This is a genomic window from Dokdonia donghaensis DSW-1 (assembly GCF_001653755.1).
GTDB lineage: Bacteria > Bacteroidota > Bacteroidia > Flavobacteriales > Flavobacteriaceae > Dokdonia > Dokdonia donghaensis.
Genome location: NZ_CP015125.1, coordinates 92947 through 110244, shown reverse-complemented (window position 1 = coordinate 110244; position 17298 = coordinate 92947). Strand labels below are relative to the sequence as shown.

Sequence of the window (17298 nt, the reverse complement as noted above, 5' to 3'; positions counted from 1 at the left end):
AATTGAAATACTTTACACAATTGGTAAAAATATATGAGATTACATACCTTTTTGATTGCTGTATTTCTTCTTGCAATCCAGAGCGCAACTGCGCAAAAAAAACAAATAAGCCTTGAAGATATTTGGAAAAATGGCACTTTTAGAGCAGAGCGACTACAGTCTATACACTCTATGGCAAATGGTCAAGAGTATGCTGTACAAAACTTTGATAGAGCAACCCGCACAGGTAGTGTAGATATTTACAGCTATGATACGGGCAAGAAAGTGCGTACGGCTGTAAGTAGTGCAGATATCGAGGGGCTTGATTACTTTATAAGCTATGAGTTTAGTGATGATGAGAAGCAGGTGTTACTGGCTACAAAATTGCAATCTATCTTTAGAAGATCTACGCTGGGAGAATATTATGTGTGGAATACGCTTTCGCGAAAGCTGACTAAAGTATCTGACGATCTTATTCAAGAACCTACATTTTCACCAGACGGAAAGAAAATCGCTTATGGAAAGGATAATAACCTCTTTGTATTTGATATAGCCTCTGGAGCAACACAACAACTCACTACAGATGGAAAGAAAAATAGCATCATAAACGGAATCACTGACTGGGTGTATGAAGAAGAATTTGGCTTTGTGCGCGCCTTTGACTGGAGTGCAGATAGTAAGAAAATTGCTTACATACGTTTTGATGAGAGTGAAGTTCCAGAATTCTCAATGGATGTATATGGTAATAAATTATACCAGACACAGACTGTTTTTAAATACCCAAAAGCTGGAGAGCCTAACGCAAAAGTCAGCCTACGCTTGCATAACCTAGATACAGGTGATAGTCGTAAAGCAAAAGATGTAGAAATTAATCTAGGTGATAACGCAGGGTACTACATACCACGCATCTCTTGGTCAAAAGATTCTAATGTACTTTCTGTACAAACACTTAATCGTCATCAAGATACTTTAAAGCTTTCGCTTTTTAATGCGAGCACCTACCAGACTACACTTGCCGTGCTAGAAACAGATAAAGCATATGTAGATGTGACAGATAATCTTACTTTTCTAGATGACAATAGCTTTATCTGGACAAGCGAAAAAGATGGATGGAATCACATCTATCACCATAATGCAGATGGGTCTTTAAAAAATCAAGTAACTTCTGGTAATTGGGAAGTGACTGGTTATTATGGTTATGATGCCGGTACAAAACGTATTTTTTACCAAAGCTCAGAAAATGGTTCTATTAACCGTGGTGTGTATGCTATAGGTCTTAATGGTAAAAAGAAACAAGCCCTTGCAGATAAAGAAGGAACTAACAGTGCAGACTTTAGTGCAAACTACAGCAACTTTATACATACATACTCAAATACAACAACACCATACCGCTTTACACTTAACAGCGCAAAAGATGGAAAGCAAATACGCGTTATAAAAGATAATCAAGCCTTAAAAGATTTATATGCAGGTTATGATATCTCTCCAAAAGAATTTTTTGAGATAGATGTAAATGGAGTATCGCTTAACGCTTATATGATTAAGCCTACAGATTTTGATCCATCTAAAAAGTACCCTATGTTTATGACACAATATTCTGGACCAGGGTCACAGAGTGTGGCAAATAAGTGGGATACGTCTAACGATTACTGGTTTCATATGCTAGCACAAAACGACTACATTGTAGTTTGTGTAGATCCAAGAGGAACCGGATTAAAAGGGCGTGACTTTAAAAAAGTAACTCAAAAAGAGCTAGGTAAGTACGAAGTACAAGACCAGATTGCTGCAGCAAAAGAGTTGAGCAAGCGTGCTTACATAGATGAAGATCGTACAGGTATCTGGGGATGGAGTTATGGAGGTTTTATGGCCTCAAATTGTCTTTTTCAAGGAGCAGATACCTTTGAGATGGCTATAGCTGTTGCACCGGTAACATCGTGGAGATTTTATGACACTATATACACAGAGCGTTATATGCAAACCCCACAAGAAAACGCAAGTGGTTATGATAATAACTCACCTATGAGTCACGTGAGTAAGCTAGAGGGAGACTTTTTACTAGTGCACGGTAGTGCAGATGATAATGTGCACGTGCAAAACGCAACGCGACTTGTAGAATCACTAGTACAGGCAAACAAGCAGTTTGATTACTTCAACTATCCAGATAAAAATCACGGTATTTACGGAGGTAACACACGTTTACACCTATTTACAATGATGACAGATTTTATCAAAGAAAAACTTTAGATATAAACGACTTATATTAGCACTAAATAATTAATTACAATATGGAATATAAATTCGGTGGTTCTGAAACCAATCAAAAGACTGTTTTAGGACATCCTTCTGGTCTTTTTGTACTCTTCTTTACAGAGATGTGGGAGCGTTTTTCTTATTACGGAATGCGCGCATTACTTGTTTTATTTTTAGTTTCGGCAGTACTTGATGGCGGCTGGGGCTGGGAGCGTGCAGAGGCATTACAATTATATGCTTTCTACACAGGGCTAGTTTATGTAACACCAATCTTTGGAGGGTTAATAGCCGATAAAATTACAGGGTATAGAAAAGCCGTTATCATAGGTGCATTTTTAATGACACTAGGACACGCATCTATGGCTTTTGAGATAAGCTCAGATATTTTCTTCTATGCAGGACTTGTGTTGCTTATAGTAGGTAATGGTATGTTTAAGCCAAATATTTCTTCTATGGTGGGACAGCTTTACAAAGACCAAGGAAAGGAAAAAGATGCGGGGTATACTATATTCTATATGGGTATTAACTCTGGAGCTTTCTTAGGTATTTTATTATGTGGTTACATAGGTGAGTCTGTAGGATGGCACTATGGTTTTGGTCTTGCAGGAATCTTTATGCTTGTAGGGATGTTACAATTCTATTTTGCTCAAGGTATTTTTGGTAAAATAGGTTCTAAGCCAGCAAAAGCAGACGAGCTTGATGATGTTATAGAAGATAGCGTAGAAAACGCTGCAGAAGCTATAGATAGCGTTATAGATGATGCAGAGAAGTCTAAGGTAACTCGTGATCGACTTATCGTGATTAGTGTACTTGCATTCTTTACAATTTTCTTCTGGTGGGCATTTGAGCAGGCAGGAGGATCTATGACCATCTTTGCAGCAGACTATACAGATAGAGTGCTAGAAGGAAGTAGTGGTATGACCTTTAAAATAATAAACACGCTTCTCACCGTTGTACCTATGATTATTATTACCTGGGTACTAGGTATGTTATTTAAACAAACATATGGTAAGTATGCATTGTCTAATATCATTTTAGGATTAGGTTTTGTAGTAATATGGGGTATTGTAATCTGGATGTTATCTCGCCAGTTTGCAGATGATGCTCCAGAGGTTCCAGCTTCTTGGTTTGGTATCTTAAACTCATTCTTTATCATTGCTTTTGCACCATTATTTTCAAAAATATGGAAGAGTAAATACAACCCTAGTGGACCTGTAAAGTTTGCTATAGGTCTTATTTTATTAGGTCTTGGTTTTGGTATTCTTTCTTTTGGGTCTATGGGTATTCCATTAGGAGCAAAGACAGCTTCTGTAAGTATGGTATTTTTAGTATTAGCATACCTTTTTCACACGCTAGGTGAATTATGTGTATCTCCTGTAGGATTATCTTATGTGAGTAAACTCGCGCCAGCAAAACTAGTAGGACTTATGTTCGGGATCTGGTTTGTAGCAAACTTTATTGCAAATACAGCTGCGGGTATAACGGGTAGTTATATAGATCCTATTGTTGAGGAGCACGGTATGGCAACATTCTTTTTAATATTTACAGTGATACCAGCAGGAGCAGGTGTAGTAATGTTATTATTAAATAAAACACTTATCAGAATGATGCACGGTATACGATAATGGTATAATCGTACACAATATGAATAAAGAAAAACGTTCCCTATATTGTGGAACGTTTTTTGTCTGTAAGAATCTAGTAATTAGACAGACTTAATAATTAAATAAACACAATGAATAAAATACTATACCTCCTGCTTCTTATAGTGACAACATCTATAAGTGCTCAAGAAATCAACTGGATGACAATGGATGAGGCACTTGCTGCACAAAAGGAAGAGCCTAAAAAGATTTTTATGGATGTCTACACTACCTGGTGTGGCCCTTGTAAAATGCTTGATAAAAATACATTTGCAAATGCTGAAGTAGCTGCTTTTATAAGCGAGAACTATTACGCAGTAAAGTTTAATGCAGAGGGTACTGAAGAAATTAATTATCTAGGTAACGTTTATACAAACCCAAGGTACGACCCAAATAGAAAAGGGCGTAATAGCCAGCACGAGCTAGCAGCAGCTTTAAAACTAAGAGGATACCCTACAATGGTGTTTTTTGATGAGCAAGGTAATTACATACAACCTATTGTGGGATACCACACCCCTAGACGTCTTGAGATTTATGTGAAGATGGTGAGTAATGACGACTATAAGACGCTCACAACTCAAGAAAAATGGGCAAAATATCAAGAAGACTTCGTGTACACTTGGTCTAAGTAATTTACTCAATCTATTATAAAAGCTCCCTTTTCATACGTGCTATGGAAAGGGATTTTTTGTTTTGTACAAGTTGCTTTCCATCGGGATACATAACTGTGATAATTAGACCCGTCTGCAACAATTGTACAGTTAGGGTATCGCTCGATGAGTCTATTCATATTAACTTTTGGCGAGTGCGTGAGTATTACAAAATCTGGATTTGCCTCTTCAAGATTGTATATGCTTAAACTATCTACAATAAGTATTTCTTTTCGCTTAAAGCGAAAATAATTTCCGTGAGACTTCTGCACAACGGTGTCTATTTTGAGCGCATCTTGATATGCCTTTACTCTACTATCTGTGTGGGTGAGATAGAGGGTGTCATTATTAAACACCGTAAGTTGCTTTTTTTGCAGTTGAGTAAGGGTTGTTGATGCACTTCTATTAAGTATTGCCAGGTGTTGAGAAGCAGGCAGATTATTTTCTAACACGATAAAACCTGTCAAAATTATGGTTGCTAGGCTAGCAAACATAAGTCTACGTTTTGAATATTTCATACACAAAAGGAGTGTAGTAATCATAAACATATAAACGAATATCATAAGTGTTGCAGACACACTTATATGTCTAGCCACAAAACCTTCTTGCTCTGCCACCCAGGCTATATAATTATTCATTACATCTATAATACCTCCATAAGTTTGTGCTATAAACTCTGGTAGAAGGTCTGTGACGCTCAGAAAACACACAAGCAAGCCACCGCCTAGTATGAGACCTAAAAACGGAATAATTAAAACATTAGAAATAATAAATAACCCCGGAAACTGATGAAAGTAAAAGAGGCTAAGTGGCATAACACCTAGTTGTGCTGCAATAGTCACAGATACTACGTCCCGTAGTTTTCTTAATATAAACACCTCTGGAGACCAGAAACTGGCTAGCCAAGGTTGCACCCATAAAATCGCTATCACAGCTAGATAACTGAGTTGAAATCCCACTTGATATATGAGCAGCGGGTCGAGAAGGAGTAAAAATATTGCAGAGGCTAGTACAGCATCTTGCGACTTTCTTTTTCCGCCCAGTAGCTCCCCTACCTCAAGAAAGCTAAACATAGTTGCAGCTCTTAGTACAGAAGGAGATAAGCCAGTAATAATGGCAAAGCTCCAGATGAGTGAGATAATGAGTAAGGATTTTACCCATTGCAGTTGCCGCCATTTTATAAAACCAAATAAGAATCTTAGTATAAGTAAAATTACACCTACGTGCAGTCCAGACACGGCGAGTATGTGCATCATTCCTGCTGCGGCATACTGAGAACTCATCTCTTTGTCTATACCTTGTCTTTGGCCTAGTACGAGCGCTTCAATGACTGCAAGTTGTCTTGGTGTAAAAGATTGGAGGTGAAGGGATCTTTTTACGCTTTCGCGAAAGCGTGACGCCCACACACCCACATCATAAGTCTCCTTACTATCGCGCAACATCTCTTGAGGCAGTACAGACACCTGTCTGTATATTTCTTGCTTATTGAGATAAGCACCATAATCAAACTGATACGGGTTTTTGGGATGGGGTAAGGGCAACAGAGCAGTTCTTGCATACCACCATTCTCCAGTTTTTGGTAATATGGTTGCAGAGTCTTTATAAATGTTGAGAAGTAATTTGCCAGTAGTAATAGTGCTATCTATTGCTTTGAGATCTACTAGGTACTTGTGTTGATACAACGTAGGTTTTAATTCTCTATTTATTTTGACAAGAAGCGTTTGTGAACCTTCTGTATTGATATGTGTATAATGAGTCTGCGAGAGCGTATCGTCAGTATACGTTCTAGATAGATATCCTATAGTGATAAATAATCCAGAAGTACAACACATAAAGAGAGCTGAGCCTATGATTTTCTTACTGCTATATGTATTAAGTAAGAGGCCAGTAAGGGATAAGAGTAATGAGCAAACCCAGACTGTAATAGCTGGGGTCTTAAGGTAGTCATACAGTACTATACCTATGGTGGTAGATATGAGTAGCGTTAAAATAGGAATATTTACTTTTCTCACAGATAACTATAAATACTCGCTTTTTACAAGTATTAATTGTCTGAAAGATAGTAAATTATGTTTTAGAGGACACGTCTCGCCATTACATAAGCACGATTCCAGTAACGCTCATTAAGATTTGAGGTAAGTACACCCTTTGAGGTAGTGGCGTGTATAAAATAGATGTCATCGCCATCTACCTTTGTTACTAGGCCTACGTGGTTTATGCGTTTTCCACTTTTTGAAGTTCTAAAAAATAAGAGATCACCTTTGTCAATATCTTTATTTTTTACGGGTTTGCCTCGTTGTGCCATATCTCTTGACACTCTAGGCAAAACAATGTTTTCTTTTTGAAAAGCCACATATATAAGACCAGAGCAATCCATACCCTTGCGCGTAGTCCCGCCAAATTTATAACGAGTACCAGAAAATGCTTGCGCCTGCTTTATAATGCGCTCTGTTTTTGTAGTACTTATGTCTTTTACAGTGGTTCTTTTTGAACTACCACAAGAGCTAAATAATAGTAGTAGAGATAATGCGGCAAGAAACTGTTTCATAAGTAGCTATGAGATTTAGAGTGATCTTATAAGTTAGTTGTTTTCGCTATTTGTGATATCTACAATAAGTTTTGCAGTTTTATCACTAGCACCAGCACCACCCAGTTTTTTCTCTAGTTCAAAATAGTCTGTAAACAGTTGCTCTCTATACGAGTCGTTTGTAATCTTATCTAGCTCGTGCTTGAGGTTTTTTGTGTTAAGGTCTCCTTGTATAAGTTCTTTTACAACCTCTCTATCCATAATAAGATTTACAAGTGAGATGTATTTGGTTTTTATAATACGTTTTGCAATACTGTAAGAAACCGCATTTGCCTTATAGCATACTACTTGCGGCACTTTAAAGATGGCAGCTTCAAGTGTCGCGGTACCAGAAGTAATAAGAGCAGCGTTTGCAAAGCTTAGTATGTCATAGGTTTTATTCATCACGAGTTGTACATCGTGATTTTTTAAAAATGACTCATAAAAAGAGGCTTCTTGGCTAGGCGCGCCTGCAATCACAAATTGATAGTCTGGATAGTTGGGTATAACACTAAGCATCACCTCCAGCATCGCATTGATTTCTTGTGTGCGGCTACCAGGAAGTAGGGCAATCATAGGGCGTTCATCAAGATTATGCTCTTGTGCAAATGTCACAGCATCTGCTTGCTCTCTGTTTGCCACAGCATCAAGTAGTGGGTGTCCTACAAAGTTTACATCATAATCGTAGGTGTCATAAAAATCTTTTACAAATGGTAAAATGACATACATATGATCTACACAGGCCTTAATTTTTTTAACACGACCAGATCGTGAGGCCCACACTTGAGGGCTTATATAATAATGTGTAGTGACATTTAGTGGGTGTGCCCACTCTGCTATACGAAGGTTAAAACCACTATTATCTATAAGAATAAGAGCATCTGGCTCAAAACGAGCAATGTCTCTTTTACATTCTTTTATGAGTCCACTAATTTTACGGAGGTTGGTAATCACCTCCATAAAGCCCATAAAGGCTCTTTCTTTATAGTGTGTGACTAGAGTACCGCCCACCTCTTGCATAAGATCACCACCCCAGAAGCGTATCTCTGCCTCAGGATCTTGTTTATACAAGGCTTTCATAAGATTTGAACCGTGCAAATCTCCGCTAGCCTCACCGGCAAGAATGTAATACTTCATTAACTAAACATTAATATCATTGTCACAAAAGCCATAGCGATGGTCATAAGCAGTACTCCTCTTGCTCGCGCATCTTGCCCTTGTCTAAGTAGTCCAAAAAACGCTACTAGATTAAGAACAGCACCTATAGCTATAATTTTACCAAGTCTTCCCTCTGCCAGGGCGGTTTGTAATACATTAGTAAGTGTGCGGTCTTGTGTTGTGCCTATGTAAAAGGAAAAAATAAGAACGCCTATGGTGTTTGCTAGTAGTCCTATGATGATGCCTATGAGAATATCTTTTTTCATAATTATTCCGCTTTCGCGAAAAGTTTTAAAGGGAATAGATGCGCTTTCGCGAAAGCGTAATTACTATCCTTCCCACTCATTAAGTTCTTGAATAAAGTGATGTGCCGTAAGATCAAATTGCACCGGTACAATTGAAACATAGCCTTGTGATAGTGCCCACTCATCTGTATCCTCACCTTTGTCTTGATTTACAAACTCGCCCGTGAGCCAGTAATAGTCTCTGCCCATAGGGTTTGTGCGCTTGTCAAAATCTTCTACCCATTGTGCTTTTGCCTGGCGACACACTTTGGTGCCCTTAATTTTATCTGCAGGTAATTTTGGGATATTTACGTTTAGAACGATGCCTTTAGGTAAGCCGTTTTTGAGAACTTGTCTTGTGATGCGTTCTACATATTTTTTTGCAGGTTCAAAATCTGCATCGTGGCTATAATCTAAAAGGGAAAACCCTATTGCTGGGATGCCTTCTACACCGGCCTCTACTGCAGCACTCATCGTGCCGCTGTATATAACATTGATACTTGAGTTACTGCCGTGATTAATGCCGCTTACACAAATATCTGGTTTGCGGGTGAGAATTTGCTGGTTTGCAAGTTTTACACAGTCTGCAGGGGTTCCAGAACAAGTGTACTCTTTGTGTGTAGCATCTGGATCTAGTTTTACTGGGTCGCAATAGAGTGTGTCGTTTATAGTAATGGCGTGCCCCATCCCACTTTGTGGGCTATCTGGAGCAACTACAACCACATCACCTATGTTGAGCATCACATCTATAAGGTTGCGTATGCCGGGTGCGGTGATGCCATCATCATTAGTAATCAGTATAAGTGGTTTTTTGTTCATAGCAGGAGTTGTGTTCTATATACGAAAATACGTAAATTGTACATTAATAAGTGTGCTGGCGGGGTTTAACAAAAGATTACGACCGCAGCTCTTTTTGTGGCACAATTTTTAATGTAAATTGCTAGTTACGTGAAAATACTGAATTTTATGAAGAGGAATTTAAAATTAATAGCGCTGTTACTGTTGTTTTCAGTTGCGAGTTGCAGTTTTACTACAAAGTCGTTTGACGATCCAGATAAAGATAAAACCCTATTAGATCTTATTGCTTACTTACTCGAGCGAGGTCATTACGATGCAAAAGATATAAATGATGAGTTTTCTGCAAATGTCTTTGATGATTACATAGACGCGCTAGATCCATATCGTCGTTTTTTCTACAAAAAAGATATAGAAGAGTTTGAAAAGTATAAAACACAAATAGATGATGCGATAAGAGATAAAGATTTGTCATTTTTTGATCTTACTTACAACCGTCTTATAGAACGTACCGAGGAGGCAAATAAAATTCAAGAAGAGCTTCTTAAAAAGCCTTTTGACTTTGAGAAGGAAGAGATTCTTAATACAGAATATGAAAAGCAACCTTTTGCAAAAAACAAAAAAGAGCTTAAAAATAGATGGAGACAGCAGCTTAAGCTTAATGCGCTTAGCTCTTACTATGATTTAAGAGAAGATCAAGAAAAGGTAGACGAAGAAGGAGATGATAAAGAAGCAGCTGAGCCAAAAGAGATCCTTTCTAATGAAGAGCTTGAGATAAAAGCACGAGAAGAAGTAGCAGACAATACAAAGGAGTTTTTTGAATTTACACTAGAACTTGAGCGCAAAGATTGGTTTGCAATTTTCTTAAATGCAATAGTAGAGGAGTTTGACCCTCACACATACTATTTTGCACCAGTAGCAAAAGATCGTTTTGACACACAAATGAGTGGTCAGTTTCAAGGGATAGGTGCAAGACTTCAAAAAAAGGGAGGCGAAGTGCGTATCACAGATATTATTTCTGGTGGTCCAGCCTGGAGAGGTGATGAGCTGCGTGAGGGTGATATCATTATGAAAGTACGTCAAGAAGATGAAAAAGACGCTCTAAGCATTGTAGGTATGCGTCTTCAAGATGCGATAGAGTTTATAAAAGGTCCAAAGGGAACTAAAGTAATCCTTACGGTAAAGACTAAGCTAGATGGTAGTACAAAAGAGATTACTATAGAACGTGACATAGTAGAGCTAGAAGAAACCTATGCAAAGTCTGCAGAGGTCGTAAAAGATGGTAAAAAATACGGTATTGTAAACCTGCCTAAGTTTTACTTTACGATGGATGATTATAAAGAAAAGAATGCCGCAAGTGACGTAAAGAAGGAGATAGAACGCCTTAAAGAAGAAGGTGTAGAGGGACTTGTGATAGATCTTAGAAACAATGGCGGGGGATCGCTTAAAACTGTGGTAGATATAGCCGGTCTGTTTATAAAAGACGGTCCTATTGTGCAAGTAGCTTCCAATGGTGATGAGCCAGAAGTATTAGAAGATAGAGACTCGTCTGTGTTATGGGATGGACCTCTTGTGATTTTAGTAAACGAGATATCTGCATCTGCCAGTGAGATACTTGCTGCAGCAATGCAAGATTATAAAAGAGCCATTATTATAGGAGGGAAACAGACCTACGGTAAAGGAACTGTGCAAAATGTAGCAGACCTTAATTCTTACCTGCGTAAAAATCCTTATGGAGATCTAGGAGCTCTTAAACTTACAACTCAAAAATTCTATAGAGTAAACGGAGGGTCAACACAGCTAGAAGGAGTAAAGAGTGACGTAGTTGTTCCAGATCGTTTTACATATGTAGATATAGGCGAGCGTGATCAAGAAAATCCACTTCCTTGGGATAAAATAAAAGCTGCAGATTATGATGTGTGGGATGGTTATGTAGACTTTGAGCAAACTATCGAAAACAGTAACGAGCGTATGTCTAAAAGCGAGCATTTACAACTAGTAGATGAGTATGCAAAGTGGATTAAAGAACGTCGCGATGATAAAGAGTGGTCGCTCAACTATGATAAATACAAAGCTAGACTTGCAAAAAGCGAAGCTTTTGCAAAGAAGTTTGATTCTATAGATGATTACGATACAAAGCTCACTTATGAGTCCCTACCGTATGAGCAGCAACTTTTTGAAAAAGACACTATTCTTCAAGAAAAGCGTGAGCGCTGGCACAAAAATTTAGCAAAAGACGCTTATGTAGAAGAGGCACTCAATGTGCTTAATGATTTAAAAATCAACAATATTAGAAAAGATAAGCTTGTGACTATTAAGGATTAATAAATGTCGCAAAGAGCAAATTCATTAACAAGCCTAGCGCTCCAAAAATTTAAAAGAAATTTTTGGGGCGTTTTGAGTTTGGTGTATATTATATTGTGCGGTCTAGCTGCTTTATTTGCTTATGTGATCGCTCCAGATAGTAGTGAGAATGCAAACCAGATGCACCTCTCTATCCACTCACAGCCGCCCGGCTTTACAGTAGATATCCTTACAATCCCAAGTGATTTAAAGGTAAAGCAATCATTTATTTCTAAATGGTTTTCGGGTAGTTATAATTCAGACACAGAAATACCTATAGCAGATTATAATTTAGAGAACGATGGTATCACATATACCCCGTATATGAGTGACGGAGTGGTGGGTTTACCAAAAAAAGTTACTGTAAATGGGGTTGAAGATTATAACGCTTTCGCGAAAGCGTACATAGCACCACGTACATTTATACTAGGGACAGATAAGTACGGTCGCGATCTTTTGAGTAGGATGCTCATAGGTGCGAGAATCTCTTTTTCTATAGGTTTTGTAGCGGTTTTTATATCACTTATTATAGGGCTCTTTATGGGGTCGATAGCAGGGTATTTTGGCGGAAAAGTAGATGCCGCTATTATGTGGATTATTAATGTGACCTGGTCTATCCCAACCTTGCTTCTTGTTATTGCAATTACTCTTGCTCTAGGTAAGGGGTACTGGCAAGTTTTTATCGCGGTAGGTCTTACAATGTGGGTTGAGGTGGCTCGTGTTGTACGAGGGCAGGTGATGGGTGTAAAACAAATGCAATATGTTACTGCAGCAAGAGCACTAGGGTATAAAGATGGACGTATTATTATAAAGCATATTTTGCCTAATGTTATAGCGCCGCTCATAGTGATTTCGGCAGCAAACTTTGCAGGAGCTATCCTTATAGAAAGCGGATTGAGTTTTTTAGGTATAGGAGCACAACCACCTACACCCAGCTGGGGAGCTATGATTAAAGATCACTATAGTTATATCATCCTCGGGAAGCCGTATCTTGCCATCATCCCAGGTATTGCGATAATGTTACTTGTAATGGCATTTATGCTTGTAGGTAACGCTCTTAGGGATGCACTAGATGTAAAAAACTAGATTTTATTAATGAAAAGAAAATACACCTATCCGTTACTAGTTATTGTTTTTACACTTGTTTGGTATGTATTTGAAAACTATGCAAATAAGGCTGTAGATGCTCCTATGATAGAAGAGGGTAGACAGCCTAAGGCTACGACAAACACCTATTTTTTACCTACATCTACCACGGGGCAAGTTGTACATCACAACTACTACTCATTGAGTTACAGCGAGCGCGATGAACAAGCAGAGTGGGTTGCTTACGAACTTAAAAAAAGCCACATTGTAAATAATGACTTTAAACGTCCATATTTTGAGGTAGACCCTCAAGTTGAGACAGAGTCTGCACACTGGCGTAATTATAAAAAATCTGGATATGATCGTGGGCATTTATGCCCAGCAGGTGATAGGGAGTTTAGTAAAGAGGCTTATGAAGAAACTTTTTTGACAAGTAATATTAGTCCGCAAAGGCACGATTTTAATGCGGGTATCTGGAATGAACTTGAGCAGCAAGTGCGCTATTGGGCAAAGAAGTATGATGGAGTTTATGTAGTGACTGGTGGTATACTAAAAGATAAAATGGGCGCCATAGGTACAGAAGGAGTTACCGTGCCAGAATCCTTTTATAAAATTGTTTATGATCAATCTGGAGGAGATGCAAAAATGATTGCCTTTTTAATGAATCACAAAGTATCAAATAAGTCTCTTAAAACATTTGTAACCTCTGTAGATCAGATAGAAAAGCTTACCGGTATAGACTTCTTTCCAGAACTTGAAGATAGCGTAGAAGATAGACTAGAATCTAGTACTAGTACTAAGGGCTGGAAGCTTAGATAAGTAAAGTGTAAATTAAAAAAAGCGGCACTAAGCCGCTTTTTTTAATTTATAAGGAGTAAGCTATTATCCTTTTATAAGGCTTCTAGAGATTACAATTTTTTGAATCTCACTAGTTCCTTCATATATCTGAGTGATTTTTGCGTCACGCATTAATCGCTCAACGTGGTATTCTTTTACAAAACCGTTGCCACCGTGTATTTGTACAGCTTCTACTGTTTGCTCCATTGCAACTTTTGACGCATAAAGCTTTGCCATCGCGCTTGATTGATCATAGTTGTTACCTTGATCTTTATCCCAAGCGGCTTTCATCACTAGGTGACGTGCAGCTTCTATCTCTACATACATATCTGCAAGTTTAAAAGCGATAGCTTGGTGGTTACAAATTTCTGTACCAAAGGCTTTACGCTCTTTAGAATATTTAAGAGCAAGCTCGTATGCCCCAGAAGCAATACCAAGTGCTTGTGCGGCAATACCTATGCGTCCTCCGGAAAGTGTTTTCATTGCAAATTTGAAACCAAACCCGTCTTCACCTATTCTATTTTCCTTGGGTACTTTTACGTCATTAAACTGTAGTGTGTGCGTGTCACTACCACGTATACCTAGTTTGTCTTCTTTAGGTCCTACTTCAAAACCTTCCATCCCTTTCTCAACTATGAAAGCGTTGATACCGCGGTGCCCTTTTTCTCTATCAGTTTGAGCGATTACGAGATACACGTCAGAGCGTCCTCCATTTGTAATCCAGTTTTTTGTACCATTAAGTACGTAATGATCTCCTTTATCTATTGCTGTAGTAGCTTGTGAAGTTGCATCAGATCCAGCTTCTGGCTCAGAAAGACAAAAAGCACCTACCATCTCACCTGTAGCAAGTTTAGTAAGGTATTTTTGTTTTTGCTCTTCAGACCCATAAGCTTCAAGACCGTAGCATACCAATGAGTTGTTTACAGAAACAATTACAGATGCAGAGGCATCTATTTTAGACAGCTCTTCCATAACAAGAACATATGAAATTGCGTCCATACCACTTCCTCCATATTTTGGATCAACCATAATACCCATAAAGCCTAGGTCACCCATTTTCTTTACAAGTTCTGCAGGAAACTGTTGTATGTTATCTCTTTCTATTACTCCGTCTAGTAATTCTGTACGTGCAAAATCGCGAGCAGCGTCGCGTATCATAAGGTGTTCTTCTGTTAAGCTAAAATCCATAGTCAATTCTAAATATTAACGATTGTGTAAAAAATCTGTACAAATATACTTGTTTCTTATGCTTTTCTCAATAGATTTAGGGTGATGGAACAAAAAAACTATAACGTTATAGGTGTGATGAGTGGTACCAGCTTAGATGGAATAGACTGCGCGCTTGTTAAAGTGAGTATGTCACCTCAAATTGCTGGTGAAGTTTATCCAGTCTTTAATGCTCAGATAATCAATGCAGAAACGATTGCTTACCCAAATGACTGGGTAGATAAACTAAAAACAGCACATACACTCTCAACAGAGGCGCTCTCTACATTAAATGCATCATATACAATATATTTAGCTCAGGTGATAAATATATTTAAAGCTAGGTATCGTATAAAGCAGGTAGATGCTGTATGCTCCCACGGCCACACCATATTACACCAGCCACAAGATGGTTTTACTTTACAGATAGGTAATCTTCCAGAGCTTGCTCAGTTGCTTAGTCATAAAGTGGTTTGCGACTTCAGGGTGCAAGATGTAGCGCTAGGTGGGCAAGGCGCACCGCTTGTTCCTATAGGAGATAAGCTGTTGTTTGGTACATATGATTATTGTCTCAATCTTGGTGGATTTGCAAATGTTTCGACTGAGGAAAATGGAGTTCGGCTGGCGTATGATATTTGTCCAGTTAATGTTGTGCTCAATACATATGCTCATAAGTTGGGTAAGCCGTATGATGATGAGGGCGCTTTCGCGAAAGCGGGAACCGTACACGCTCCCTTATTAAAGGAACTGAATAGCTTACCATATTATAGCTCTCCAGCACCAAAATCTCTGGGGATAGAGTGGGTGCACGAACAAGTATTCCCAATAATTGAATCTTATAAAGTCTCTGATATAGATGTGCTGGCGACGTTTACAGAGCATATTGCTGTGCAAATTGCGACTCAGTTTAAAGAAAACGCCTCAGTTTTAGTAACCGGAGGAGGAGCTTACAATAGCTATTTGCTAGGTCGTGTGCAAGCTCAGTATAAAGCAAATAGGGTCAAGGGAGCTGTGTTAAATCTTGTAGTGCCAGATGCGCAACTTATTGAATTTAAAGAGGCTCTCGTTTTTGGGTTATTAGGGGTTTTAAGGCTTGAAGGACTTGCTAATTGCCTTGCAAGTGTCACCGGAGCATCACAAGACCACTCTAGCGGAATGTTATATGATTCTTAATTTATGCACACTTCTTCTAGAAGGTGATTCAAGTTTGTATATTTGGGCCTTACTTAACCAAATATATGAGAGAGCTTTTACAGCGATACGAAGATAAGTCACCAGAGATTGTTTTTCACTGGAACGACCCAGAAACCGAAGCAGAGGGGTGGGTAGTTATTAACTCTTTAAGAGGAGGTGCCGCTGGTGGTGGTACACGTATGCGTGTAGGACTAGATATAAATGAAGTCCTTTCTCTAGCAAAAACTATGGAGGTTAAGTTTACTGTATCTGGTCCAGCTATAGGTGGAGCAAAGTCAGGAATTAACTTTGACCCAAAAGATCCTCGTAAGAAAGGAGTCCTAGAGCGCTGGTATAAAGCCGTGTCACCACTACTTAAAAGTTATTATGGTACGGGAGGTGATCTTAATGTAGACGAGATACACGAGGTAATACCTATTACAGAAGAGAGTGGCGTATGGCATCCTCAAGAAGGTGTTTTTACTGGGCACTTTCAACCTACAGAGGCAGATAAAATTAACCGTATAGGGCAACTTAGGCAAGGAGTCATTAAGGTGATAGAAAACCCATCATTTTCTCCAGATGTAACACGCAAGTATACCGTAGCAGATATGATTACTGGATATGGTGTTGCAGAGGCGGTACGTCATTATTATGATATTTATGGAGGTGATGTAAAGGGCAAGCGTGCCGTGGTACAAGGTTTTGGAAACGTAGGTGCAGCAGCGGCTTACTACCTAGCGCAAATGGGTGCAAAAGTAGTAGGTATTATAGATATTGTAGGAGGTTTTATAAATAAAGAAGGTTTTACCTTTGAGGAGATACGAGATATGTATCTTAATAAAACAGGTAATACACTTAACGCTTCTACAGAAGGATTGATACCATTCTCACAAATGAATGAGGAGATATGGAATCTTGAGACAGAGATTTTCGCTCCTTGTGCAGCTTCTCGTCTTATTACAGAAGATCAAATTAATAGAATGATAGATACGGGGCTGGAAGTTATTTCTTGTGGTGCAAACGTACCGTTTGCAGATAAAGAAATTTTCTTTGGACCTATAATGGAGCATACAGACGCAAAGGTGAGTCTTATACCAGACTTTATTTCAAACTGTGGTATGGCAAGAGTATTTGCATACTTTATGGAGCGCCGCGTGCAAATGACAGATGATGCAATCTTTAACGATACATCACAAACTATACGTAATGCGATAGAAAATACGTATCAGAATAACAGTTCAAAACAAAATATAAGCAAGACAGCTTTTGAAATTGCATTAAAAGAATTACTTTAATACTTGCATCTGTAAGATGTAATAATCACA

At 38.5% G+C, this 17298-nt stretch carries 14 protein-coding genes; 8 read left to right on the top strand and 6 right to left on the bottom strand.

The features are described from left to right. Positions 1 to 33: 33 nt before the first annotated feature. The 3 genes from I597_RS00480 to I597_RS00470 all read left to right on the top strand — a co-directional run bounded on the left by I597_RS00480 (position 34) and on the right by I597_RS00470 (position 4504). Positions 34 to 2223, top strand: a complete 2190-nt coding sequence (locus I597_RS00480) for a S9 family peptidase (protein WP_035325497.1) — start codon at positions 34 to 36, stop codon at positions 2221 to 2223. A gap of 41 nt (positions 2224 to 2264) precedes the next feature. Beyond that, positions 2265 to 3854 carry a peptide MFS transporter gene (locus tag I597_RS00475; protein ID WP_035325495.1) on the top strand — a complete coding sequence of 530 codons (1590 nt, stop codon included), beginning with the start codon at positions 2265 to 2267 and terminating at the stop codon, positions 3852 to 3854. Positions 3855 to 3964: 110 nt separating this feature from the next. After that, complete coding sequence (locus I597_RS00470) at positions 3965 to 4504, top strand: thioredoxin family protein (protein WP_035325493.1); 540 nt, start codon at positions 3965 to 3967, stop codon at positions 4502 to 4504. A 5-nt stretch (positions 4505 to 4509) separates the two neighbouring features. Here I597_RS00470 and I597_RS00465 read toward each other — a convergent pair whose 3' ends face one another. From I597_RS00465 to surE, 5 genes are all read right to left on the bottom strand, one after another. Further along, complete coding sequence (locus I597_RS00465) at positions 4510 to 6534, bottom strand: ComEC/Rec2 family competence protein (protein WP_052111793.1); 2025 nt, start codon at positions 6532 to 6534, stop codon at positions 4510 to 4512. A 62-nt stretch (positions 6535 to 6596) separates the two neighbouring features. Continuing rightward, positions 6597 to 7070 carry a C40 family peptidase gene (locus I597_RS00460; protein ID WP_035325488.1) on the bottom strand — a complete coding sequence of 158 codons (474 nt, stop codon included), beginning with the start codon at positions 7068 to 7070 and terminating at the stop codon, positions 6597 to 6599. A 33-nt stretch (positions 7071 to 7103) separates the two neighbouring features. Next, positions 7104 to 8225 (bottom strand): lipid-A-disaccharide synthase, encoded by a 1122-nt coding sequence (gene lpxB, locus I597_RS00455; protein ID WP_035325487.1) that lies wholly within the window; start codon positions 8223 to 8225, stop codon positions 7104 to 7106. Next, positions 8225 to 8512, bottom strand: coding sequence for a hypothetical protein (locus tag I597_RS00450; RefSeq protein ID WP_035325485.1), 288 nt, complete (start codon positions 8510 to 8512; stop codon positions 8225 to 8227). The genes lpxB and I597_RS00450 overlap by 1 nt, the downstream gene beginning before the upstream one ends. A gap of 63 nt (positions 8513 to 8575) precedes the next feature. After that, positions 8576 to 9349 carry a 5'/3'-nucleotidase SurE gene (gene surE / locus I597_RS00445; RefSeq protein WP_035325483.1) on the bottom strand — a complete coding sequence of 258 codons (774 nt, stop codon included), beginning with the start codon at positions 9347 to 9349 and terminating at the stop codon, positions 8576 to 8578. A 147-nt stretch (positions 9350 to 9496) separates the two neighbouring features. Here surE and I597_RS00440 point away from each other — a divergent pair, with 147 nt between their 5' ends. From I597_RS00440 to I597_RS00430, 3 genes are read left to right on the top strand one after another with little or no spacing between them, the layout of a single operon-like run. Beyond that, positions 9497 to 11650, top strand: coding sequence for a carboxy terminal-processing peptidase (locus I597_RS00440; protein WP_035325482.1), 2154 nt, complete (start codon positions 9497 to 9499; stop codon positions 11648 to 11650). A 3-nt stretch (positions 11651 to 11653) separates the two neighbouring features. Then, positions 11654 to 12754: an ABC transporter permease gene (locus I597_RS00435; protein WP_035325479.1), complete on the top strand. Its 1101-nt coding sequence runs from the start codon at positions 11654 to 11656 to the stop codon at positions 12752 to 12754. A 9-nt stretch (positions 12755 to 12763) separates the two neighbouring features. Then, entirely contained in the window at positions 12764 to 13573 is an 810-nt protein-coding gene (locus I597_RS00430) for a DNA/RNA non-specific endonuclease (protein WP_035325477.1), read from the top strand. A 63-nt stretch (positions 13574 to 13636) separates the two neighbouring features. Here I597_RS00430 and I597_RS00425 read toward each other — a convergent pair whose 3' ends face one another. Continuing rightward, positions 13637 to 14779, bottom strand: a complete 1143-nt coding sequence (locus I597_RS00425; protein ID WP_035325475.1) for an acyl-CoA dehydrogenase — start codon at positions 14777 to 14779, stop codon at positions 13637 to 13639. Between the two features lie 84 nt (positions 14780 to 14863). Between I597_RS00425 and I597_RS00420 the strand changes: the two genes are divergently transcribed. Both I597_RS00420 and I597_RS00415 read left to right on the top strand, forming a co-directional pair. Next, on the top strand, positions 14864 to 15970 hold the full coding sequence (locus I597_RS00420) for an anhydro-N-acetylmuramic acid kinase (protein WP_035325472.1): 1107 nt from the start codon (positions 14864 to 14866) through the stop codon (positions 15968 to 15970). A gap of 65 nt (positions 15971 to 16035) precedes the next feature. Beyond that, a complete protein-coding gene (locus tag I597_RS00415; RefSeq protein WP_035325470.1) occupies positions 16036 to 17268 on the top strand; it encodes a Glu/Leu/Phe/Val dehydrogenase dimerization domain-containing protein in 1233 nt (410 codons plus the stop codon). Positions 17269 to 17298 lie beyond the last annotated feature (30 nt).